Origin of the sequence: Sphingomonas echinoides ATCC 14820 (assembly GCF_000241465.1) — a bacterium.
GTDB classification, from domain to species: Bacteria; Pseudomonadota; Alphaproteobacteria; order Sphingomonadales; family Sphingomonadaceae; genus Sphingomonas; species Sphingomonas echinoides.
Genome location: NZ_JH584235.1, coordinates 1357736 through 1380286, shown reverse-complemented (window position 1 = coordinate 1380286; position 22551 = coordinate 1357736). Strand labels below are relative to the sequence as shown.

General features: G+C 64.8%; 20 protein-coding genes. 6 read left to right on the top strand and 14 right to left on the bottom strand.

Annotated elements, in window-relative coordinates:
- Positions 1-78: 78 nt before the first annotated feature.
- The 3 genes from ON00_RS06565 (at position 79) to ON00_RS06555 (ending at position 3120) form a co-directional block, all read left to right on the top strand.
- A complete protein-coding gene (locus ON00_RS06565) occupies positions 79-618 on the top strand; it encodes a glycoside hydrolase family 108 protein (RefSeq protein WP_010404209.1) in 540 nt (179 codons plus the stop codon).
- Between the two features lie 72 nt (positions 619-690).
- Positions 691-1104 carry a holin family protein gene (locus tag ON00_RS06560; protein ID WP_010404208.1) on the top strand — a complete coding sequence of 138 codons (414 nt, stop codon included), beginning with the start codon at positions 691-693 and terminating at the stop codon, positions 1102-1104.
- A gap of 108 nt (positions 1105-1212) precedes the next feature.
- Positions 1213-3120, top strand: coding sequence for a S9 family peptidase (locus ON00_RS06555; protein ID WP_010404207.1), 1908 nt, complete (start codon positions 1213-1215; stop codon positions 3118-3120).
- 102 nt (positions 3121-3222) lie between these two features.
- Here ON00_RS06555 and ON00_RS06550 read toward each other — a convergent pair whose 3' ends face one another.
- The 13 genes from ON00_RS06550 to ON00_RS06490 all read right to left on the bottom strand — a co-directional run bounded on the left by ON00_RS06550 (position 3223) and on the right by ON00_RS06490 (position 18846).
- Positions 3223-4236: a cell wall hydrolase gene (locus tag ON00_RS06550; protein ID WP_010404205.1), complete on the bottom strand. Its 1014-nt coding sequence runs from the start codon at positions 4234-4236 to the stop codon at positions 3223-3225.
- Between the two features lie 103 nt (positions 4237-4339).
- On the bottom strand, positions 4340-7174 hold the full coding sequence (locus ON00_RS06545; protein WP_010404203.1) for a M16 family metallopeptidase: 2835 nt from the start codon (positions 7172-7174) through the stop codon (positions 4340-4342).
- Positions 7175-7392: 218 nt separating this feature from the next.
- A complete protein-coding gene (locus ON00_RS06540) occupies positions 7393-7575 on the bottom strand; it encodes a hypothetical protein (protein ID WP_010404201.1) in 183 nt (60 codons plus the stop codon).
- Positions 7572-8720, bottom strand: a complete 1149-nt coding sequence (gene tgt, locus ON00_RS06535; protein ID WP_010404200.1) for a tRNA guanosine(34) transglycosylase Tgt — start codon at positions 8718-8720, stop codon at positions 7572-7574. Before tgt ends, ON00_RS06540 begins: the two co-directional genes overlap by 4 nt.
- A 128-nt stretch (positions 8721-8848) precedes the next feature.
- Positions 8849-9529 (bottom strand): DUF1013 domain-containing protein, encoded by a 681-nt coding sequence (locus ON00_RS06530; protein WP_029622492.1) that lies wholly within the window; start codon positions 9527-9529, stop codon positions 8849-8851.
- Between the two features lie 108 nt (positions 9530-9637).
- Positions 9638-10675 carry a glycosyltransferase family 4 protein gene (locus tag ON00_RS06525; protein WP_010404194.1) on the bottom strand — a complete coding sequence of 346 codons (1038 nt, stop codon included), beginning with the start codon at positions 10673-10675 and terminating at the stop codon, positions 9638-9640.
- Positions 10676-10680: 5 nt separating this feature from the next.
- Positions 10681-11580 carry a UDP-2,3-diacylglucosamine diphosphatase gene (locus ON00_RS06520; RefSeq protein WP_010404191.1) on the bottom strand — a complete coding sequence of 300 codons (900 nt, stop codon included), beginning with the start codon at positions 11578-11580 and terminating at the stop codon, positions 10681-10683.
- Between the two features lie 88 nt (positions 11581-11668).
- Entirely contained in the window at positions 11669-12280 is a 612-nt protein-coding gene (locus tag ON00_RS06515; RefSeq protein ID WP_010404188.1) for a glutathione S-transferase family protein, read from the bottom strand.
- Between the two features lie 68 nt (positions 12281-12348).
- A complete protein-coding gene (locus tag ON00_RS06510) occupies positions 12349-14052 on the bottom strand; it encodes a long-chain-fatty-acid--CoA ligase (protein WP_029622491.1) in 1704 nt (567 codons plus the stop codon).
- 39 nt (positions 14053-14091) lie between these two features.
- Positions 14092-14289, bottom strand: a complete 198-nt coding sequence (locus tag ON00_RS06505; protein WP_010404184.1) for a hypothetical protein — start codon at positions 14287-14289, stop codon at positions 14092-14094.
- A gap of 69 nt (positions 14290-14358) precedes the next feature.
- Positions 14359-16023 carry a GGDEF domain-containing protein gene (locus ON00_RS06500; protein ID WP_010404182.1) on the bottom strand — a complete coding sequence of 555 codons (1665 nt, stop codon included), beginning with the start codon at positions 16021-16023 and terminating at the stop codon, positions 14359-14361.
- Positions 16024-16195: 172 nt separating this feature from the next.
- Positions 16196-18523 (bottom strand): ATP-dependent Clp protease ATP-binding subunit ClpA, encoded by a 2328-nt coding sequence (gene clpA, locus ON00_RS06495; protein ID WP_010404180.1) that lies wholly within the window; start codon positions 18521-18523, stop codon positions 16196-16198.
- 125 nt (positions 18524-18648) lie between these two features.
- On the bottom strand, positions 18649-18846 hold the full coding sequence (locus ON00_RS06490; RefSeq protein WP_010404179.1) for a DUF1192 domain-containing protein: 198 nt from the start codon (positions 18844-18846) through the stop codon (positions 18649-18651).
- Between the two features lie 70 nt (positions 18847-18916).
- Here ON00_RS06490 and ON00_RS06485 point away from each other — a divergent pair, with 70 nt between their 5' ends.
- On the top strand, positions 18917-19918 hold the full coding sequence (locus ON00_RS06485) for an NAD(P)H-quinone oxidoreductase (protein ID WP_010404176.1): 1002 nt from the start codon (positions 18917-18919) through the stop codon (positions 19916-19918).
- A gap of 48 nt (positions 19919-19966) precedes the next feature.
- On the opposite strand, the gene ON00_RS06480 is transcribed toward ON00_RS06485, so the two are convergent.
- A complete protein-coding gene (locus tag ON00_RS06480) occupies positions 19967-21313 on the bottom strand; it encodes an NAD-dependent succinate-semialdehyde dehydrogenase (protein WP_010404173.1) in 1347 nt (448 codons plus the stop codon).
- A gap of 93 nt (positions 21314-21406) precedes the next feature.
- Between ON00_RS06480 and ON00_RS06475 the strand changes: the two genes are divergently transcribed.
- Together ON00_RS06475 and ON00_RS06470 are read left to right on the top strand one after the other, a co-directional pair.
- A complete protein-coding gene (locus ON00_RS06475) occupies positions 21407-21646 on the top strand; it encodes an exodeoxyribonuclease VII small subunit (protein WP_010404171.1) in 240 nt (79 codons plus the stop codon).
- Between the two features lie 4 nt (positions 21647-21650).
- Entirely contained in the window at positions 21651-22550 is a 900-nt protein-coding gene (locus tag ON00_RS06470) for a polyprenyl synthetase family protein (protein WP_010404170.1), read from the top strand.
- The last annotated feature ends 1 nt before the right edge of the window (position 22551 follow it).

Genomic DNA, 22551 nt, shown 5'->3' with positions numbered 1-22551 from the left:
CCTCCCTGTCAGGGAGGGGAGGAGCAACGCTGTCCTACAAAAACCAAATAGGTTATTTCCTGCGATCAGGAGGTAGCCATGACCATCGACAGTTTGATCGACACCGTGCTGGATCGCGAAGGGGGATACGTCAACCATCCCGCCGATCGCGGCGGCGAGACGCGCTTTGGGATTACCGCCGCCGTGGCGCGCGCGAACGGCTATGGCGGGCCGATGCGCAGCTTTCCGGTCGAGCAGGCGCGGGCGCTGTATCGGCGACTCTATTGGGAGGCACCGCGCTTCGACGCCATCGCCGACCTCGCTCCGCATCTGGCCGCCGAACTGTTCGATAGCGGCGTGAACATGGGGCCGGCGGTCGCCGCCGCGTTCCTGCAACGCGCGCTCAACGCGCTCAATCGCGGCGCCACCGATTATCCCGACATGCCCGTCGACGGGTGCATCGGCGCGGTCACGCTCGCCGCACTCGCGGCGTTTCTCAAGCGGCGCGGGGCAGGGGGCGAGGCGGTGCTGCTCAAGGCAATCGAGGCGTTGCAAGGCGAACGCTATGTCGCGCTGGCCGAGAGCCGCCCGGCCAATGAAGCCTTTCTCTACGGGTGGCTCGCCAACCGCATCGGTTAACCCGCGCGACCCCGAATTGGGGGGACGTAGCGTGGACTTTGTGGACTTCCGACCTTCAACAGGAGTGTGATTATGGGACTTCTCGACGGCCTGCTCGGCCCCATCACCAGCATCATCGACAAGATCATCCCCGACCCCAAGGCGCGCGACGAGGCCAAGCTGAAATTGCTGACGCTGCAGGGCACGCAGGACATGGAACAGGTCAAGACGCAGATCTCCGCGATCCTGGCCGAAGCGCAAAGCGCCGACCCATGGACCAGCCGTGCGCGACCGAGCTTTCTCTATGTGATGTACGCGCTGCTGCTGTGGGCGATCCCGATGGGGTTGATCGCGGCGGCCCAGCCGCAAATGGCCAAGGACATTGCGGCGGGGATGAACGCGTATCTGAATGGCATCCCGGAGCCGCTCTATGCGCTCTTCGGTACGGGCTATCTGGGCTATACGGCGGCGCGATCGTGGGGGAAGGCCAAGGGGCTGGAGAAATAAGACGCTTTCCTCCCCGCTTGCTTGTCGAGCGGGGAGGAAAGCGCACCCGGTTGCTCTGTCGCCTAGCCGTGCTACATCGCTCCATCACCTCGACGGAGCCTCACCTTCATGCGCATCCCCGTGTTTGCCCTCTTGCTTTCCGCCGTCGCCACGCCAGCGCTCGCGGCACCGGTCCACGGCTATGGCAGCCTTGCTTTGTCGGCAAAGGGCGACACGATCGCGACGGTCGAAAGCGATGCGGCGGGCAAAAGCAAGATCACGCTGCGCAGCGCGAAGACCGGCAAGATCCTGCGCAGCTTCGATCCATGCGCCAGCGCTTGCGGCCTGTCGGGCTTGGCCTTCGCGCCGGATGGCAGCCTTGCCTGGCTCGCGCGCGATCGCAAGGCGGGCACAGTCACGCTGGCGCTCGATCATGACGGCAAGGCGCGCACCGTGGCCACGATCAACGGCATCGCGCAGACCCCGCGCTTCGCGCCCGATGGGACGCGGCTGGCCGTATTGGTGACGATCGGCGCGGCCAAGGAATCGGGTGCCGCGCAGGCCGGGGTGCGCCAGATCGGTGAAATCGGCGAGAAGAGCGACGAGCAGCGGCTGGCCGTGTTCGACCTGTCCGGCGCGCCGGTTGCGGCGGAAGCGGTGAAGCCCGTGTCACCGGCGGATCGCTATATTTACGAATATGACTGGACGCCCGACAGCAAGGGGTTCGTGGTCACCTCTGCGCTGGGCAATGGCGATAACAATTGGTGGGTGGCGACGCTCGATGCGGTGGATGCGCAAACGGGCGCGGTGCGCATGATCGCTAAGCCGACGACGCAACTCAACTTTCCGCGCGTTTCCCCCGATGGCAAGACGGTCGCCTATATTGGCGGGCTGATGAGCGATTTCGGCGCGGTTGGCGGCGATGTGTGGACCGTGCCGTTCGCCGGGGGCGAGCCGCAAAATCTCATGCCGCACAGCGCGCTGACGGTCACGTCGCTGGTGTGGAAGGATCGGTTTATCCGCGGCACCGCGCTCAGCGGTGATCGGATGGGGCTGTTCACCTTTGCCGGCGAACGCGCCGACGGTCTCGGCTGGAGCCGCCCGGCCAGCCTCGCGGCGGGCGATGCCAAGGCCGCCTTCAGCGCCGACGGGCTGACCGTCGCCACCGTCGCGCAGGACTTCACCCATGCCCCCGCGATCTTCGCCGGGCCGGTCGCGGCACCGGTGCAGATCACGCATGACAATGATGCTGTCCCCGCGGCGATGACCGCGCGCAGCATCGCTTGGAAAAATGACGGCTTCACCGTCCAGGGCTGGCTGCTCGCGCCGCTTGGGGCCGACCCCGCCAAGAAAGCGCCGATGGTCACGATCGTGCATGGCGGCCCATCCTCCGCGAACGTCCCCAATTTTGGCGGGGGCTTTGGGGATCTGCTGGCGGCGGGCTATTACATCTTCCTGCCCAATCCGCGCGGCAGCTATGGCCAGGGCGAAGCGTTCACCGCCGCCAACAAGCGCGATTTCGGCGGCGGCGACTTGCGCGATATCCTGACCGGGATCGACGCGGTCGAGAAGGTCGCGCCGGTCGATGATGCGCGGCTAGGCCTGACGGGCGGCAGCTATGGCGGCTTCATGTCGATGTGGGCCAACACCCAGACCAACCGCTTCAAGGCGATCGTCGCGGGCGCGGGGCTGAGCAATTGGGTCAGCTATTATGGTACCAACGGTATCGACCAGTGGATGCTGCCGTTCTTCGGCAAGACGATGTACGACGACCGCAAGGCCTATGAGGATGTCTCTGCGGTCAATTTCATCAAGCAGGCCAAGACCCCGACCTTCATCTATGTCGGTGAGCGCGACATTGAGGTGCCGCCGACGCAGTCGGTCGAATATTGGCATGGCCTGCACGACATGGGCGTACCGACCAGCCTGGTCATCTACCCCGAAGAGGGCCACGGGATCCGCAATCCCGTCAACGCCGCCGACGTGCGGCGGCGCACGCTTGCGTGGTTCGACAAATATCTGGGTGCAGGGAAGTAAGGCGAAGAGACCGCGCCCATTTCGTCACCCCGGGCGGCAAATCCTGCAGGTGCTGGAGGAAGACCATGGTAGACCCCGGCACAAGGCCGGGGTGACGCCGAGCTAGCGCAGCGGCTTGCCCGAATCCTTCCACCGGTCGAGGATCTGCGAGTCGCCGGGCAGCGTATCGGCGGCAGGGCGCGGCGCGACCGGCAGGCTCGCTTGCGCATAGGCGGGCTGGATCGCGGCGCTCGCCGTCTTCGGGGCGGCTGGCGGAGGCGCAGCGGCGATGACGGGCGTCGGGGTGATCCGCGCCAGCGGCCCCGGCACCGGTTCGCCCCCGGCATAGCTTTGGCGGAAGGCGGCGGGCGTGCCCCACCAGCCTTGCCAGCGGTGGAAGAAATGCGCACCGATCGCCGCCGTCATCACCAGGCTGCGGTTCCACGCCGGGGTGACGGCATAGGTGTGGTAATGCGTCGCCATCCCGACCTGCGCCATGACATGGCCGTTCAGCGCAGCGGCGGCGACGTTCAGCGCGCGCAGCCATGCCGCCTTGCCGGGTGTGCCGCGTTGCAGCGACCCGTCACAGGCGAAGCTGAACTGGCATCCGGCATGATCCGACCCCTGGAACACCACCCCGCACACCGTCGCCGGAAAGGCGGGATGGCGGACGCGGTTGAGGATCACCTGCGCGACCGCTTGCTGCCCGGCATCGGGCTCGGTCGCGGCTTCATAATAGATGGCGGTGGTCAGGCATTGCAGCGCCCGCCCGCGATCGGTCGCGTTGGCATGTGCGAGCGAGAAGGGGGCTGCGGGATGGATGGAGCCATCGGGGGTCAGTGTGGCTGCCCCTGGCGGTAAGGGCAGATCGGGCAGCGCGATCGTGCCCGTCGCACCGCGCGCCGGGATGGGCGCTTCGTCAGCGGTGTAGAAATAGGCGGCACCGGGGAAATGGTCCTCGGCTTCATATCCGGTCGGCGGCGCGGCGTTGCGGGCGGCCTTGGCGTGCTGATCGACGATCGCGCGCAAAGCGGCATGCGCCGACACGCCTGCCAGCAACAGCGCGCACAGGCCGACAAGACCGAGCTTGCTCAGCCGCCGAGTCTGCAACCAACCGAGGATCGTCCACACGCGCACGCGTGGCCCATATCCGATCTCGCGGCTCCGCGATGCCACCGATTTTACGGCGTCCCGCGGCGAAACACTTGTTGGTTAATGCAAGGGTTTCGCCGCGTCGGCCTTATTTGAGCGAAGCGCTGTCGAGCTTCAGCGCATCCGCCTGGATCACTTCGGCGTCGGGATAGGTCTTGCGCAATTCGGGCAGGAACAGCTTGGCATCGCCCACCACGACGACGCTCGCCACGCTCGGGTCGAGCAGCTTTGCCGCTGCGGCCTGCACCGCTGCCGGATCGACCGCCGCGACGCGCTGGGTATAGTGTCCCAGCTCGCTCAGCGGCACGCCCTGCACGGTATAGCTGCCGATCGTCCCGGCAATCCCGCCGGTGGTCTCGGTCGCGCGCCCGAAATTGCCGACGAGCACCGCCTTGCGGGTTTCGAGTTCGGCAGCGGTGACGGGTTCGGCACCCAGCCGCTTCATTTCGGCCAGAATGATCGACACCGTCTCTGGCGCGCTGGGGTTCTTGGTCGAGGTGCGCGCGGTAATCGCGCCGGGGGCGCGGCCGACTTGCAAGCTGCTGCCCGCGCCATAAGCGAGCCCGCGCTTGATGCGGATTTCCTGGTTGAGCCGTGACGAGAACCCGCCGCCGAGCACCGTATTGGCGACCGCCGCCGGGTAATACGCCGCATCGCTGCGCGCGATGCCGGGGCGGGCGACCACGACGCCTGCCTGGCCCGAACCCGGCATATCGACGACAATCACGCGCGGCTTGGGATAGGTGGCGACCGGCGCGGCCGCTTTGGGCTGCGCGGCGGGCGCGGTCCAATTGGCGAAATTGCTCTCCGCCAGGGTCTTCGCCTGCGCCGGGGTTACGTCCCCGACCAGCACCAGCGTGCTTTGCCCCGGCGTCCAGGCCGCAGCATAGGCGCGGCGGATGTCGGCCTGGCTGATCGCCTTGAGCGAGCTTGGCGTGCCCGACAGTGGATGGCCATATTCGGTATCGCCAAGCGCCGCGCGCGCGGCGACGAGTCCGGCCAGCTGGCTCGGATTTTTGATCGCGACCTGCACACCGTCAATCGCCTGCGCCCGTGCCCGTTCGATTTCCTCGGATGCGAACACCGGATTGCGTGTAACATCGGCCAGAATGGCGAGCGCGGGGACGGCCTGATCGGATTTCACGGTTACGGTCACGCTCGATCCGTCGAAGCTCGCATCGCTCGAAATCGACCCGCCGAGCGATTCGATTTGCCGCGCGATCTCGGTGGCCGAGCGCGTCTTGGTGCCCTTGGTCAACAGGTCAGCGGTGAGGCTGCCTAATCCCGCCCGGTCGGCGGGGTCCAGCGCACCGCCGCCTTGTGCGATCAGCACGGCGCTTAGCAGCGGCAGGTCGTGCTTCTCGACCAGCACGACGCGCAGCCCGTTGGCGAGCTTGAACTCCTGCGGGGCGGGCGCGCTCGCCGGGATGGCGGGGCCTGCGGGGGGCGGGGCGATCCGCTCGGCCGCGCTCGCGGGTGTTACGACCGCGACCGTGCCGGGCACGACCAGCGGTTTGACCACGACGCTGTCAGCCACTTCGATCCGGTCGTTCTGCGGCGCTGCGATGGTCTTGTCCTCGGGCAGATACTGGATCGTCGCCGAGCGCTCGTCGCGCAGATATTTGGCGGCAACGCGCTGGATGTCGGCAGCGGTCACCTGGCTGATCGCGGCGAGTTGGCGATCGGCGGCGTGCGGGTCGCGATCGATGATGACCGAGGAGGCGATCGTGCGTCCCTTGCCCTCGGCGGTCTCGCGCGATTCAAGCGCGGCGGTCAGGATCTCGTTCTTGGCCTCGGCCAGCTCAGCCGCGCTGACCGGCGTGTCGCGCAAGCGGGCGACTTCGCGGCGCAATGCCGTTTCGCCATCGCTCGCTTGCTTGCCTCCGGCCAGGATCGCGAACACCGCGAGATTGCCCGGACCCTGCTTGGAATCGAGCACGCTTTCTGCGCTCTGCGCGAGCTGGTCGCGATAGACCAAAGTCTCGTACAGCCGCGAGCTTTCACCTTGCGACAGGACCGCGTTGAGCACCGTCAGCGCGGCATTGTCGGGATCGTTGTCGGCGGGGATCGGGTAGCTGATCATTACGGCGGGCAGTGGGGTATTGGCCTCCCGCACGACATAATGCGTGGCCGTGGTGCGCTCGGGCTCGGTCACGGTCACACGCGGGATCGGGGTGGTCGGGCGCTTGATCCCGGCGAAATACTGGTCGACCCAGGCGTCGAGCTGCTGGGGATCGAAATTGCCCGAGACCACCAATACGGCATTGTCGGGCCGATAATAGGTCGCATGGAACGCGCGCACGTCATCAATCTGCGCGCTCTGGAGGTTGTCGAGGCTGCCGATCGTGCCGCGCGCATAAGGGTGGCGGGTGTACGAAATCGCCGGAAAATAGAGCGAGAACAGCTTGCCGTAAGGCCGCGCATTGGTGTTCTGACGCAACTCCTCCTTCACCACGTCGCGTTCGGAGGCGAAGCTCTTCGGCTCGACGACGAGCGCGGCCATGCGGTCGGCCTCGGCGAACAGCAGGCGCTGCAGGTGGTTGGCCGGGATCGTCTCGTGATATTCGGTGTAATCGTCATTGGTCGAGGCGTTGTTGTTGCCGCCGACATCCTCGGTCAGTCGGTCCATCTGTTCCGACACCAGATTGCGCGTCGCCTTGAACATGAGATGTTCGAACATGTGCGCAAAGCCCGAGCGGCCGGCCGGATCATCCTTCGAGCCGACATCGTACCAGACTTGCACCGAGACATTGGGCGTCGAGGTATCGCGGATGGCATAGACGCGCAGGCCATTGGCGAGCGTGCGTTCGGTAAAGGCGATCGGCTTGATCGCGGGGGCGGATGCGGGGGGCGTAGGCTTGGCGGCGACGGATGTCAGCGGCAGCAGGGCGGCACCCAGTAAGAGGGCGGCACGAGACAGCATGGGGAAAGCTCCGGATGGAGGGAAGCGCACGCGCTCTTGTGTCGCGGAGGCGGGGGGCGTGTCAATCGGGTGGGACACTGCCGCTTTAGCTCCCCTCCCTGGAAGGGAGGGGTTAGGGGGTGGGTCGGCCTGTTGGGTGAGGTTGTTCTCTATCGAGAGCAACCCACCCCCGGCCCCTCCCTTCCAGGGAGGGGAGACACCGGTGGCAGAGGAGTGCGCTAGTTCTTCTTGGGCCGGTTCACGTAGAGCAGCACCGCCGCCAATGCCGCCGATCCCACACCAACGCCGATCGCGATCGGGGTCAGGGGCCAATTGCCGCCTTTTTCAGACTTGGCTTCGGCCGCATCGCGCACGCGCTTATGGTCGCGGGCGGCGGCTTCGATTTCGTTGATTTCGCTCATTGGTCCCTCTCGCTTTGGCTTCGATACTCGTGTCGGAACGTATCGGCGAAGGATTTGAGCCGTCCTTCGGCAATCGCTCGGCGCAGATCGGCCATCAGCGCTTGATAGAACCAAAGGTTGTGCTCTGTCATCAACATCGCGCCGAGCATCTCACCCGATCGCACCAGATGATGCAGATAGGCGCGGCTCCAGGTCGTGCAGACCGGGCAGGCGCAGGTCGGGTCGAGCGGGCCAGTGTCTTCGGCGAACTTGGCGTTGCGGATGTTGAGCGGGCCGCTGCGCGTAAAGGCCTGGCCGGTGCGGCCCGAGCGCGTCGGCAGCACGCAATCGAACATGTCGATCCCGCGTTCGACCGCGCCGACAATGTCCGTCGGCTTGCCCACGCCCATCAGATAGCGCGGCTTGTCGACGGGCAATTGGCCGGGCGCGAAATCGAGGCAGCCGAACATCGCCTCCTGGCCTTCGCCGACGGCAAGGCCACCGACGGCATAGCCATCAAAGCCGATGTCGATCAGCGCGGCGGCGCTGTCGCCGCGCAGCGTCTGGTCGAGCGCGCCCTGCTGGATGCCGAAGATTGCGGCGTTTTCGGCATGGGCGCCGCCGCTGTCGAACGCGTCGCGGCTGCGCTTGGCCCAGCGCATCGATCGTGCCATCGCGGCGGATTGCACTTCAGGGGGCGAGGTGGTCGGCACCAGTTCGTCAAATGCCATCACGATGTCCGAGCCGAGCAGGCGCTGGATTTCGATCGAGCGTTCGGGGCTGAGCGTGTGGCGCGTGCCATCCAGATGCGACTTGAAGGTCACGCCATTCTCGTCGCGCTTGGTCAGGTCGCTGAGGCTCATCACCTGATAGCCGCCGCTGTCGGTGAGGATCGGGCGATCCCAGCCCATGAAGCCGTGCAGCCCACCGAGCCGCGCGACGCGTTCGGCACCGGGGCGGAGCATCAGATGATAGGTGTTGCCAAGGATGATTTCGGCACCCGCCGCGCGCACGTCGGCGGGCTTTACGCCCTTCACGGTGGCGGCGGTGCCGACCGGCATGAAGGCGGGGGTGCGGATCGTGCCCCGGCGCATCGCGATTTCACCGGTGCGGGCTTTGCCGTCGGTGGCGTGGATGGTGAAGGCGAAACGGGGTCGGTCAGTCATGTCGTGCTCCCCTCCCTGGAAGGGAGGGGCTGGGGGTGGGTCGGTTCGTTGTCGAACGCGGCACCCGCCTCATACCAACCCACCCCCAACCCCTCCCTTGTCAGGGAGGGGAGGGCGTCAGTCCTTGTTCAGCGCTTGAACAGCGTCTCGGCAGTGGGCTCGGCGGGCTTGGCGGTTTCGCCATGCTCAGCCGCTTCGGCGTCGCGCGAAAGCTGGTCGCGCTGCGCGCGCAGCTCGGTGATCAGGGCCTCGCGGTCGCCTTCCAGCCGGGTATCGACCGGAGCTTCGAGCCCTGCCGCCTTGGCCGCCTTGGACACAGCCGCGTCGAGCTCGCGCTGGGTCGTCAGGCCGAGCGTCACCGGGTCCTTCGGCGTGATATTGGCGATGTTCCAGTGGCTGCGGTCGCGGATCGCGGCGATGGTGGTGCGCGTCGTGCCGATCAGATTGCTGATCGCGCCGTCGCTGATTTCGGGGTGGTTGCGGATCACCCAGGCAATGCCGTCGGGCTTGTCCGAGCGCTTCGACACCGGCGTGTAGCGCGGCCCCTTGGTGCGGCGGACCTGCTCGGGCCCCTTCAAGATCTGCAGGCGATAATCGGGGTTCGCTTGCCCCTTGTCGATTTCGACCTGGGTCAGTTCGTGCGCGCGGATCGGGTCGCGCCCGGTCAGCTTGGTCGCGGCGGTATCATCGGCGATCGCCTGGATTTCCAGGATATGCAGGCCGCAAAATTCGGCGATTTGCTCAAAGCTGAGCGATGTATTGTCGACGAGCCAGGACGCGGTCGCGTGCGGCATGAGCGGCTGGGCCACGGGGAACTCCTTAAAAACGGAAAGGGCCGCCCCTTTCGGAGCGGCCACTTATTCTGCCCGCCAGTGTAGAGCGGTTGTGAGGGGAGGGCAAGCGTGTCGCTTTCCTCCTTAAGCTGCAATCGCCTCGGGATGATCGACCGGCACCAAGGCCCCGAGAAACTGCCGGGCGCTCGCTTCCCAGGTAAAGGTCTGGCCATAGGCTGCACAGGCAGTGCGATCGAGCGTCAGCGCGGTGGCGATCGCGGTATAGAGATTTTCGTCCATGACGCCGACGGCAGGGTTGAGCACATCGACCGGCCCCGTCACCGGGAATGCGGCGACGGGCGTGCCGCACGCCAGCGCCTCAATCATTACCAGCCCGAACGTGTCGGTGCGGCTGGGGAAGACGAAGACGTCGGCCGACGCATAAGCGGCGGCCAGATCGCCGCCGAACAACGGCCCCAGGAAATGCGCGTCGGGGAAGCGGGCGGTCAGCGCGGCGCGCGCCGGGCCGTCGCCCACCACCACCTTGGTGCCGGGATGGCTCGAGGTCAAAAACGCCTCAATATTCTTCTCGATCGCGACGCGACCGACATAAAGCTGGATCGGTCCCTTGCCCGCATCCTTCAGCGCCTTGATCGCGGGTAAGGGGGCCAGGTGCGGCCCGAAGATCGACAGATCGACGCCGCGCCCCCAATGCCGAATCTTGGTGAGGTCGTGCGACTTCAGCGTCGCCGCGATCGACGGGGTCGAGGCGAGGATCGATTGGGCGGGCCAATGGAACCAGCGAATATAGCGCCACACCCATTCCGGGTTCACGCCGGTGCGCGCCGAAACGTAATCGGGGAATTGCGTGTGATAGGCGGTGGTGAAGGGAAAGCCGCGCGTCAGGCACCAGCGCCGCGCCGCCAGACACACCGGCCCCTCGGTCGCCAGATGGATTGCATTGGGTGCAAAGTCGGCCAGCATCTTGCCGACCGTGGCGGTGCTGGCAAAGGCCAGGCGAATCTCGGGATAGGTCGGGCAGGGCAGTGAATAAAACAGATCGGGCGAGACGATCAGGACTTCATGCCCCTGGCGTTCCAATTCCCTGCGCACGGCCTGCAGCGTGCGCACGACTCCATTGACCTGGGGGCTCCACGCATCAGTGGCGATCGCGATGCGCACGCCGGTCAGGCCGCCATCATCTCGATCTTCGCCACGGACCGGGCTTTTGCCCGCGCGGCGATTTCGTCGGCCCAGTGGAGCAACTCCATCCGTCCGTCGAAATGTTCGACCAGGGCGGTGCAACCCTCCACCCAGTCACCGTCGTTATAATATTCAATTCCGTTGATATCGCGGAATTCGGCAGTGTGAATGTGGCCGCAGACCACGCCATCAACGCCGCGCGAACCGGCGGCCTGCGCGACGATCTCTTCGAAGTTGGAGATGAACTGCACGGCGTTCTTCACCTTGGCCTTGGCGTGCTTGGACAGCGACCAATACGGCAAGTTGAAGAAGCGACGATACGCATTCACCCAGCGGTTGAGAGCCATCATGAATTCATACGCCACATCGCCGACATGCGCCAGCCAGCGATGCGCCAGCGTGATTGCGTCGAATTCGTCGCCATGCAGCACCAACAAACGGCGACCGTCGGCGGTTTCATGGATCGCCTTGCGGCGGATCGCGACGCCGCCGAAATCGAGCCCGGTGAACTGGCGCATCACTTCGTCATGGTTGCCGGGAATGTAGATCACTTCGGTGCCGCGCTTGGCGCGCTTCAGCAGCCGCCACACCACATCGTTATGCGCGGCGGGCCAGTAGAACCGCTTCTTCAGCCGCCAGCCATCGATAATGTCGCCAACCAGATACATCCGCTCGCTGTCGACATGGTCGAGAAAATCGATGAGCATATCGGCGTTGCAGCCGCGCGTGCCGAGGTGGATGTCGGAAATCCAGATCGTGCGATAACGGCGGCGTTCGCTCGTTGCGCGTTCGGGAATGGCGGGGTGCGAGTTGGCGAAGTCCGCAAAATCGGCAATCGTCCCGCCCGAAAGACCGTCCATGGCAATCTTGGTCACAGCGTCCATAGCGTCGAAACCTTCGCGAAACCTTTGGCTGATCTCCAGCTATGGCGACGGAATGTTACAATCGGAATCGTGGACCTTCACGCAACTGTCACATGGGCACGTGCCCGGGTTGTTCCGCAACGCGGGCGAGCCATGCCGTGACCGCTGGATAGCGGTTTAGAACGAAGCCCCCGTCCTCGGCCACATGCGTATAAGCGTAGAGTGCAATGTCGGCGACGGTGAAGCGCCCGGCCGCGAGGAAGGGCGTTTGCGCAAGGTGCGCGTCCATCAGCGCCAGCGCGGCTTCGCCCGCCGCCTGTTTGCCGGGGATGAGCGTGCGCTGGAAATCGGTCAGCCGGTCTTCGCCGATAAAGGCGCGCCAGAAGCGCAGTGTCGCGACATTGGGCTCGTGATTATATTGTTCCCAAAACATCCAGTGCAGCATGTCGGCGCGGTCGAACCGGTCGTGCGGGATCAACGCCGATCCATCGGCGAGATACAGACAGGCGGCACCGCTTTCCGGCAGAAAATCGTCGCCAATCTGCAGCACCGGAATGCGGCCATTGGGGTTTACGCCGTCAAGAAAGGCGGCGGTGCGCGTTTCGCCCTTTTGAATGTCGTAACTGCGCCGTTCGAGCGGAATGCCGACATGCGCCGCCGTCAGACGGATTTTGTAGCAATTCCCCGAAACGGGATCTTCGTGGAGGATCAGATTGGCCATTGCCCGCGTGCCCCTTGGATCGTCTCCAACGGTCTTTAGGGGTTCCGATCCATTCGGGCCAGTTCGCTTTATGCGAAAGGAGCGGGATCGCTCTCCGCCTTCACCTCGGCAATCAAATCCTTGCGGCTGAGCTTGCCGATCATCGTCTTTGGCATGGTCAGGCGGATCACGACGGCGTCGACGCGCTCATGGCGGCCAAGCTGCGGATTGAGCCAGTCGCGCAGCGCCTCCGGCGTAACATCGGCCCCGTCGTTCAGCGTGACATAGGCGCGCGGCTGCTCGCCACGATAGGGATCGGGCAGGCCGATCACCATCGCTTCCTTCACCGCCGGGTGATGATGCAGCACCGCCTCGATCTGGCTGGGGAAGACCTTGAACCCCGACACCGCGATCATGTCCTTCAGCCGATCGACGATCCGCACGAACCCGTCGGCATCGATCGTGCCGACATCGCCGGTGCGCAGCCAGCGGCCTTCGTCGGTCGTCAGGAACACCTCGGCATCGGCATCCGGGCGGTGCCAATAGCCCTGCATGATTTGCGGGCCCATCGCGACGATTTCGCCAGGCTCGCCCGCAGGCGGGTCCTGCGTCGGATCGGCCTTGTCGACCAGCCGCAGGCGCGTGCCGGGAATGGGTTGGCCGATCGTCCCGGTCTTGCCTTCGCCCTCATACGGGTTGGCCGACAGCACGCCCGAGCTTTCCGACAGCCCATAGCCTTCGACCACGGCGGCCCCGGTGACCTTCTCGAACTTGGCCTTCAATTCGGCGGCGAGCGGCGCGCCACCGGAAATGCAGATGCGCAGCGACGAGAAATCGGTGCTGGTGATCGTGGGATGGTCGAGCAGCGCCTGATACATGGTCGGCACGCCGGGCAGGGCGGTCGCCTTGGTACGGCCGATTGCGGCCAGCACCGCCCCCGCCTCGAAGCGTGGCAGCATCACGATGCAGCCGCCGTTGAGCACGGTGCGGTTGAGCACGCAGGTATTGGCGAAGACGTGGAACAGCGGTAACACGCCAAGGATGCGGTCGGGCGGGCCCGGGTGCGGGTCGATCCCCATCACTTGCCGGGCATTGGCCGACAGGTTTTGGTGCGTCAGCGCGGCACCCTTGGGCACGCCGGTGGTGCCGCCGGTATATTGGATCAGCGCAACGTCGCGGTCGGGGTCGATCGTCGCAGGCGTGTGCCGTCCATCATTGGCGATGAGCTGCGAAAAGGCGATGACGCGCGGGTCGTGCGGGCGCGGCGTGACTTCGGCGCGCTTGAACAGGCGATACAGAATCGATTTCGCACTCGGCAGCGCCCCGGCGATCGATCCGACGATCAAACGCTCCAGACCGCTTCCGTCGAGCACCTTGAGCGCGGTCGGCAGCAGTGCGCTGGCCGAAAGCGTGAACAGCACGCGCGTTCCCGAATCCGCGACCTGATGCTCCAACTCCGCCACCGTATAAAGCGGCGAGAAATTGACGACGGTCGCGCCGATCTTGAGAATGCCGTAATAGGCGGCGAGATAGTGCGGCACGTTGGGCAGGAACAGGCCGATCCGGTCCCCCGGACCATATCCCAAGGCTTGCAGGCCCGCCGCAACGCGGTTGGCCCCGTCCAGCGTCTCGGCATAACTGAAGTGCCGACCAAGAAAGTCGATCAACGGAGCCTTGCCCGCCGCCTGCGCCGAGCGCTCGAACAATTCCACCATCGAGAGCGCAGGAAAGGTGCTCTCCCAAGGGGTTGGATGACGGTAGGATTGGTGCCAGGCGGCTTCAGCGGAGATCATTGACAGGGGTGTAAGCAGCCTTTTCGTGCGCCGCAAGCGTCAGGAAATATGCGTTCCTGTCCAGGTCACGAGCACCGATATGGCCACTAGCCCAAGGTCCAAGGCCGCCTTTACCTGATGCGGCGCATGATCCGTAGCGTCATGCGTCAAAATCTGAATGTCGGCGCTCGGATGGCGCACGATCGCGATCAGCGCGAGGGCTGCGACGATTCCGATCGTGATGCGGCGATTGCGCATGCTGAGCCCCTGCTGCCGCGCAATTCTATCCGTAATTCCGATTCGGAGCAAGAATGTTGGCCTGACGACTCAGGCCGCCCAGCGATCAGGCAAGTGGCGGCCGCGCACGCGGTCCCGCCCGGCAGACTTTGCCTCGAACAGTGCGCGATCGGCGCAGGCATAGAGCGCCTTCCAGTCGACTTCGCGCAAAAGCGGCCCGGTGCAGGTGCCGATGCTTGCGGTCACGGTAACATCATAGGGCATGCGCCCAGCGCGCAGTTTCTCCAATATCGCGCGCGGTTCGATCGCGATGTCGGCGGGGGCAACGATCGCAAACTCCTCGCCGCCGATCCGCGCCACCAGCGCCTCCGGTGGGACGGATTCGCGCAGCGTCCGGGCGAACACCCGCAATACTTCATCGCCGCCATCATGGCCGATCGTCTCGTTGACACGCTTGAAATGGTCGAGATCGGCGATCAGCAAGGTCTGTTCGCCCGACCGTCCGATCACTTCCTTCAGGAAGGCACGGCGGTTCAGCAATCCCGTCAGCGAATCCGTATCGGCGAGCAGAAGTGCGGCGATTTCGCGTTCGCGCGCGAGGTCGCGTTCGCGGCTGAGCACCCGGATGCGATAGGCAACCGCAATGCTCGACAGAAGCGCCTCCACCGTCATCGAAGCAAGCGTCGAATTGTCGAGCCAGAAGCTCCAGCCGATCAGCCCGAGCGAACTGAACGCCCGCAGGCAGGCCAGGGCGATCGGTGCGCCCCACGCCATGACGAACATTCCAAGATAGTCGCTGCGCACGCGCCAGGCTCGCCACAAAAGCGGTCCGGCGACCGACATTTGGACAAGAAACGCATACATATACGCGCGGTCCGCCAGATGTGGGGCGATCGGCGAAAACACGGCGAAGGCCAGCGTCGCAAGCAGCATTACGCCAGATGCGACCGTCGCCAACCGCCCGAGATGTCTCTCAAACACGGACGGCTCGAAAAACGCGCGCGCAAAAGCGAACGCAGCAACCGCCGCGATCCCCAGCGTCACATAGTTTATGCGGATCCGGTCGTTATTGGCGAGGTCGGGCCACGCCCATGCCAGCGCCCCCGAGGAGGACAGGGCATATAGCAGCAACGCCGCCACCATGACGCAATAAACGAGCTGAAATCGGTAACGAAGCGCCACCCACAGCGCCAGATTGTAGGTCAACAGCGCGATGCAGAGACCGGCAAACCCGCCGTAGAGCGCTGCCATCTTCAAATTCGCGCTGATGCTTTCTTGCGGGGTAACGATGCGCGCGTTGCGCAAGATCCCGCGCAGATTGCCCGTCCCTTCAATGTGCCACAGCAACCGCACCAACGGCGCGGCGCGCTCGGGCAAGCGCTGCTCGATGATGGCACCGAGCTGCAGATGCCGTGCTGCGCCATGCTGGTCGAGCGAAGACGATACGATCTTTCCATCGGCATAGAGCGCGTAAAAGGTGATGCGGTCTTGCCAAAGGCTGGCAACCTGGAGTGCGAGCGGCCCAGTGCGGCGGACCAGCGGCGAGATCGCCCAATAGTCGCCGCCGGGCAGAGCGCCTTGCGAGGACGCACAATCGAAGGCGGCTTGTCCGGCAAGGAGGTGATGCGGCGTCATGCCGGGTTGTGCGCGCGTGACGCACACCGGCAGCGCATCGCCCTGTCGTTCGGCATGCGCGGCCGACGCGAAGAGCGTCACCATCACTGCAAGGACACTGGCGAAAAGAACGCGGTACATGCCCGCCTCCTACGCCAACGAAACCAAACAGAGCGTAAAGGACAAAAAATTGTTGCGATGACGATTCGATCGCGCTGCATGCCGCCTTTTGGAGCTGGCACGATGCATCCCGCGCGCGTTGCATCCGCATGAAAAAAGCGGGCCGGCATTGCTGCCGACCCGCCTGTTTCGCTTATTTGGCCGTGGTCGTGTCCTTGTCGATCTTGGCGGCGGCCTTCTTCTTCGGCTTCTTGGGCGGGGCGGCGGTGATCTCGAACGACAGCGCGCCGTCCTTCATCTTCACCGTCACCTCGCCGCCGTGCACCAGCTTGCCGAACAGCAGTTCCTCGGCGAGCGGTTGCTTGATCTTTTCCTGGATCAGGCGGCCCATCGGGCGGGCACCGTATAGCTTGTCATAGCCCTTGGCGGTGAGCCACGTCTTGGCCTCGTCGTCGAGGTTGATGTGGACGTTGCGGTCGGCCAACTGCAGTTCGAGCTGGAGGATGAACTTGTCCACCACGCGCGCCACGACTTCGGTCGGCAGATAGCCGAACGGCACGATCGCATCCAAGCGGTTGCGGAACTCGGGCGTGAACATCTTCTGCACCGCCTGCTCATCCTCGCCCTCACGGGTGAGGTTGCCGAAGCCGAGCGTTTCGCGCGCCATGTCGCTTGCACCCGCATTGGTCGTCATGATCAGGATGACGTTGCGGAAATCGACCGTCTTGCCGTGCTGGTCGGTCAGGCGCCCATTGTCCATCACCTGCAGCAGGATGTTGAACAGATCGGGATGCGCCTTCTCGATCTCGTCGAGCAGCAGCACCGAATGCGGCTGCTGGTCGATTGCGTCGGTCAACAGGCCACCCTGGTCGAACCCGACATAGCCGGGAGGGGCACCGATCAGTCGGCTGACCGAGTGGCGTTCCATATATTCGGACATATCGAAACGCTGAAGCGGGATGCCCATGATCTGCGCGAGCTGCTTGGCGACTTCGGTCTTGCCGACGCCGGTCGGGCCGGTGAACAGATAGTTGCCGATCGGTTTTTCCGGATCGCGCAGGCCAGCCCGGCTGAGCTTGATCGCCGAGGCGAGCTTCTCGATCGCGGCATTCTGTCCGAACACCACACGCTTGAGATCGGTCTCGAGCGATTCGAGCGCCTTGGTGTCGTCGGTCGACACCGACTTCGGCGGGATGCGCGCCATCGTCGCGATCACGGCCTCGATCTCACGCGAGGTAATGGTCTTCTTGCGCTTGGCGAGCGGCACCAGCATCTGCATCGCGCCGACTTCGTCGATCACGTCGATCGCCTTATCGGGCAGCTTGCGGTCGTTGATGTAGCGCGCGGACAATTCCACCGCCGACTTGATCGCGTCGGGGGTGTATTTGACCTTGTGATGCTCCTCGAACGCCGAACGCAACCCGGTCAGGATCTTGACGGTATCCTCGATCGTCGGCTCGTTGACGTCGATCTTCTGGAAGCGCCGCAGCAACGCGCGGTCCTTCTCGAAATGGTTGCGGAACTCCTTATACGTCGTCGAACCGATGCAGCGGATCGTCCCGCCCGAAAGAGCAGGCTTGAGCAGGTTGGACGCATCCATCGCGCCGCCGCTGGTGGCACCAGCGCCGATCACGGTGTGGATCTCATCGATAAACAGGATCGCGTCCGGCAGCTTTTCAAGCTCGTTGACGACGGCCTTCAGCCGCTCCTCGAAATCACCGCGATAGCGCGTGCCGGCGAGCAGCGCGCCCATGTCGAGCGAATAGATGACCGCGGGCAACAGCACCTCGGGCACTTCGCCCTCGACGATCTTGCGCGCCAGCCCCTCGGCAATCGCGGTCTTGCCGACGCCGGGATCGCCCACATAAAGCGGGTTGTTCTTGGAGCGGCGGCACAGGATCTGCACGGTGCGATCGACCTCGGGCCCGCGCCCGATCAGCGGATCGACCTTGCCCTTCTTGGCCTTCTCATTGAGATCGACGCAGAATTGCTTGAGCGCGCTTTCGCTCTTGCCCTTTTCGCCCTGCTTTGGCGGTTTTTCCTCATCGACGCCCTTTGGCGTGGTGGCTTCCGGTGCAGGCGTGCCCTTGCCGACGCCGTGGCTGATGAAGCTGACCGCATCGAGGCGGCTCATATCCTGCTGCTGCAGGAAATAGACGGCGTAGCTTTCGCGCTCGCTGAACAAGGCGACCAGCACATTCGCGCCGGTTACTTCATCGCGGCCGGAGGACTGCACATGCAGGATCGCGCGCTGGACGACGCGCTGGAACCCGCTGGTGGGCGAGGGGTCGGTGGCGGCATCGACCTTCAGCGCTTCAAGTTCGGTATCGAGATAATGTTTGACGGTCGCGGTCAGCTCGGCGGTGTCCACGCCGCAGGACTGCATCACCTTCGACGCATGTTCGTCGTCGATCAAGGCGAGCAGCAAATGCTCGAGCGTGGCATATTCGTGCCGGCGCGACGACGCAGCCTCTAGGGCCTTGTGCAGCGTGGTTTCCAGCGCGGAGGCGAAGGATGGCATCTGTACTTACTCCATGCGGGCCACGAAAGACGGGCGGCCCTTTCCTGCTATGTCGGAAGGCAGGACGCCCGCATCAAGCACTTGAAACTCGCCACGGCATTTCCTTGGTTCCGTGGCAACACCCCTTATGACTTAAATAGGTCGTTCGCGGATGTCCGGTGGTCAACAGCGCGTTGAATTTTTGTTCGGGTGCGTGCGATTTCGGTCTCCAGCGCCACGATGCGCGCTTCCAGTTCCTTGACCGATAGCGGGTCAAGGTCCTGTACGATCAGCGCGGCGAGCGGATCGCCCGCGCGTTTCGGGAGAATCTCGTCGAGGTCCATAGGCAGGATCGTTGACCCGGCGGCGCGCCATGTCAATAAGGCGCGCAAAGCAAAACAGGGCGCACGAGCGATGGACGGCATTCCAACAACGATGCGAGCGATCGACCCGGACGTGCCGGGCGGGCCCGAGGTGCTGCGCGTGGTGCAGCGCCCGGTGCCGGTGCCGCGGGCCGATGAAGTGTTGATCCGCGTCGTCGCGGCGGGTGTGAACCGGCCGGATGTGCTGCAGCGCAAGGGCGGTTACGCGCCACCGCCGGGCGCGCCGTCGATCCCAGGGCTGGAAGTGTCGGGCACGATCGTCGCGCAAGGGGAGGATGTTGCGATCGACATGACCGGTCAGCCGGTGTGTGCTTTGCTGGCAGGCGGCGGCTATGCCGAATATGTCGCGGTCGCGGCGGGGCAGGTGCTGCCGGTGCCCAACGCGCTGTCGATGGTTGAGGCGGCGGCCTTGCCCGAGACATTGTTCACCGTGTGGACCAATTTGTTCGAGCGCGCTTATGCGACCGAGGGCGATACCGTGCTGGTGCATGGCGGCACCAGCGGTATCGGCACGATGGCGATCGCCTTGGGCGCGATATTCGGGCTGGAGGTGATCGTCACCGCTGGCTCGGACGACAAATGCGCGGCGGCGGTCGCGCTCGGCGCGGCGCATGCGATCAATTACAAGACCGAGGATTTCGTCGAGCGTGTCGCCGAGATTACCGGTGGCAAGGGCTGCGCGGCGGTGCTCGATATGGTGGGCGGCGATTATGTGCCGCGCAACCTCAAATGCCTGGCCGAGGACGGTCGCCACGTGTCGATCGCGGTGCAGGGCGGGCTGATGGCGACGATCCCGATCTTCGACATCATGCGCCGCCGCCTGACGCTGACCGGATCGACGCTGCGTCCCCGCGATACCGCGTTCAAGAGCCTGGTCGCCGACGAACTGCACAGCACCGTGTGGCCGCATGTCGAAGCGGGGCGGTTGAAGCCCGTGATCGACCGCACCTTCTCCCTGGAAGAGGCCCCCGCCGCGCACGCGCGGATGGAGGCGGGGGACCATGTCGGGAAGATCGTGCTGACGCTGGACTGACCAGGGAGGCTCCCCTCCCTTCCAGGGAGGGGAGGTGGACGGAGGCGCTTAGCCGATCACCGTCTTCAAATTCATGAACTCGTGCAGCCCATAGGGGCCGAGTTCCCGCCCATGGCCCGAGCGCTTGATCCCGCCGAAGGGGGCATCGGGCTTGGAGGCGAGCATCGCGTTGACCGCGATCATCCCCGCCTCGATATCGCGTTCAAAGCGGGCACGCTCGGCCGGATCGTTGGTCCACACCGAGGAGCCGAGGCCGAACGGCACGGCATTGGCAAGCCCAATGGCGGCGTCGATGTCGTCCGCCTTGAACAGCATCGCCACCGGGCCGAACACTTCCTCGTGGGCAACGGCATGATCGGCTGGCACGTCGACCAGAATGCCCGCCGAGAGATAGGCACCCTTGCCGGGTAGCGGCTCGCCGCCGAACATCAATTTGGCACCCGCCTCGCGGAACATCTGCAATTGGTCCAGTACGGTTTGGAGCTGCGCCTCGCTCGACAAGGGGCCCATGTCGGTTGCCGCGTCCATCGGGTCGCCAGCGACCACTGCCCGCATCCCGGCCGAGAATTTCTCCAGGAACGCGTCATAGACATCGGCATGGACGATCATGCGCTTGGCGCAGATGCACGATTGCCCGGTATTCTGGATGCGAGCGGTCACCGCAGTTTTGGCGGCAAGATCGAGATCGGCCGAGGGCATGACAATGAACGGGTCCGACCCGCCCAGTTCGAGCACGACCTTCTTCAGCGCGCGGCCCGCCGCCTCGGCTACCTTCATGCCCGCGCCCTCGCTGCCGGTCAGCGTGACCGCAACGATGCGGTCGTCGGCGATGAGCGCGGCAACCTTGTCGGATTTGATCGGCAAGTTCTGGAACAGACCGGCGGGGGCTCCGGCGGCGATCACCATTTCCTCGATTGCGGCGGCGACGCCCTGCACGTTGGAGGCGTGCTTCAACAAACCGACATTGCCCGCCATGATCGTCGGCGCGAGGAAGCGCACCACTTGCCAATACGGGAAATTCCACGGCATCACCGCCAGCACCGGCCCCATCGGGTGCCAAGTTGCGGTCGCGCCCTGGAACTGGCGCGGCTCCAGCATCGCCGGGCCTTCCTGCGCGTAATGGCGGAAACCCGCCGCGCATTTTTCGACTTCGGCGATGGCCGATTTCAGCGTCTTGCCCATTTCGCGCGTCGCGATCTCGGCAAGACGGTGCGTGTTGGCGTCGAATTGCTCGGCGATTCGCGCGAGCAGGGCCGTGCGCGTGGCGTAATCCGTCACCCGCCAATCGCGAAAAGCGGCGCTTGCCCGCGCGAGCCTGGTTTCGATCTCGTCGCCGGTCAGTTCCCGGTAGGATTGGCCGGGTGCGCCGGTTGCCGGATCGATGCTGGTGAACATGAGGGAAGTTCCTTATTGCGAATCGCACGACAAACGCACCGCAGCGCTAGCGTATCCTTGACCCCAAACACTCGCCTGCCGCATAGCTGACAAATGGATATAGCGATCGAAGAGCTGTCGTTCGAAGCGGCGTTGAAGGAATTGGAGGGGATCGTGGCGAGGCTCGAGAGCGGCGACGCGCCGCTCGACCAGGCGATCGCGCTGTATGAGCGCGGCGACAAGCTCCGGCGTCGGTGCGATGACCGGCTCAACGCAGCCCAGGCCCGGATCGAAGCGATCCGCACCGATAGCGAGGGGCGTGCCATTGGCACGCAGCCCTTTGCAGCGGGTTGAGGGCATGACCGCTGCGTCCCTGTCGCTTGCCGCGGCCTTGTCCGAAGTCGGTGCCGATATCGATCGGCGGCTCGATCAGTTTCTGGCGATCCCGGAAGATCCGCGCGCGGATCTGTACCGCGCGATGCGCCATGCCGCGATTGGTGGGGGCAAGCGCCTGCGCCCGCTGCTGGTGTTCGCGACCGGGCGTTTGTTCAACGTCGATCGCGACGCGGTCGGCCGGGCGGGTGCCGCGATCGAGTGCATCCATGTCTATTCGTTGATCCATGACGATCTTCCCGCAATGGATGATGACGACATGCGGCGCGGCAAACCGACCGTCCATAAGGCGTTTGACGAAGCAACCGCGATTCTGGCGGGTGATTCGCTGCATGCGCTCGCCTTTGAAATTCTGGCGGATCCGAACACGCATCCCGACCCCTTCGTCCGCAGCGAACTGGTGCTGGATCTGGCGCGCGCGGCGGGCCCGGCGGGCATGGCCGGCGGTCAGGCGATGGACCTCGAGGCCGAGAAGTCGACCTTCGACTTGCCGACCGTGACGCGGCTTCAGGCGCTGAAGACCGGCGCGCTGATCGCCTGTTCGGTCGAGGCGGGCGCGATCCTTGGCAAGGTGCCGCCGGAAGGACGCACGGGCTTGCGCGGCTATGCCCGCGATGTCGGCCTCGCCTTCCAGATCGCCGACGACATCCTCGACGTCGAAGGGGATGAGGCTGCGGTCGGCAAGAAGCTGGGCAAGGACGAGGGGGCTGGCAAGGAAACATTCCTCTCGCTGCTCGGGCTTGATCGGGCCCGCGAACAGGCGCGGATGCTGGTCGATCAGGCGATCGAGCATCTCCACGCCTTTGGCCCCGAGGCCGATCTGTTGCGCGACATCGCCCGCTTCACGCTCGAGCGTGACCGGTGAC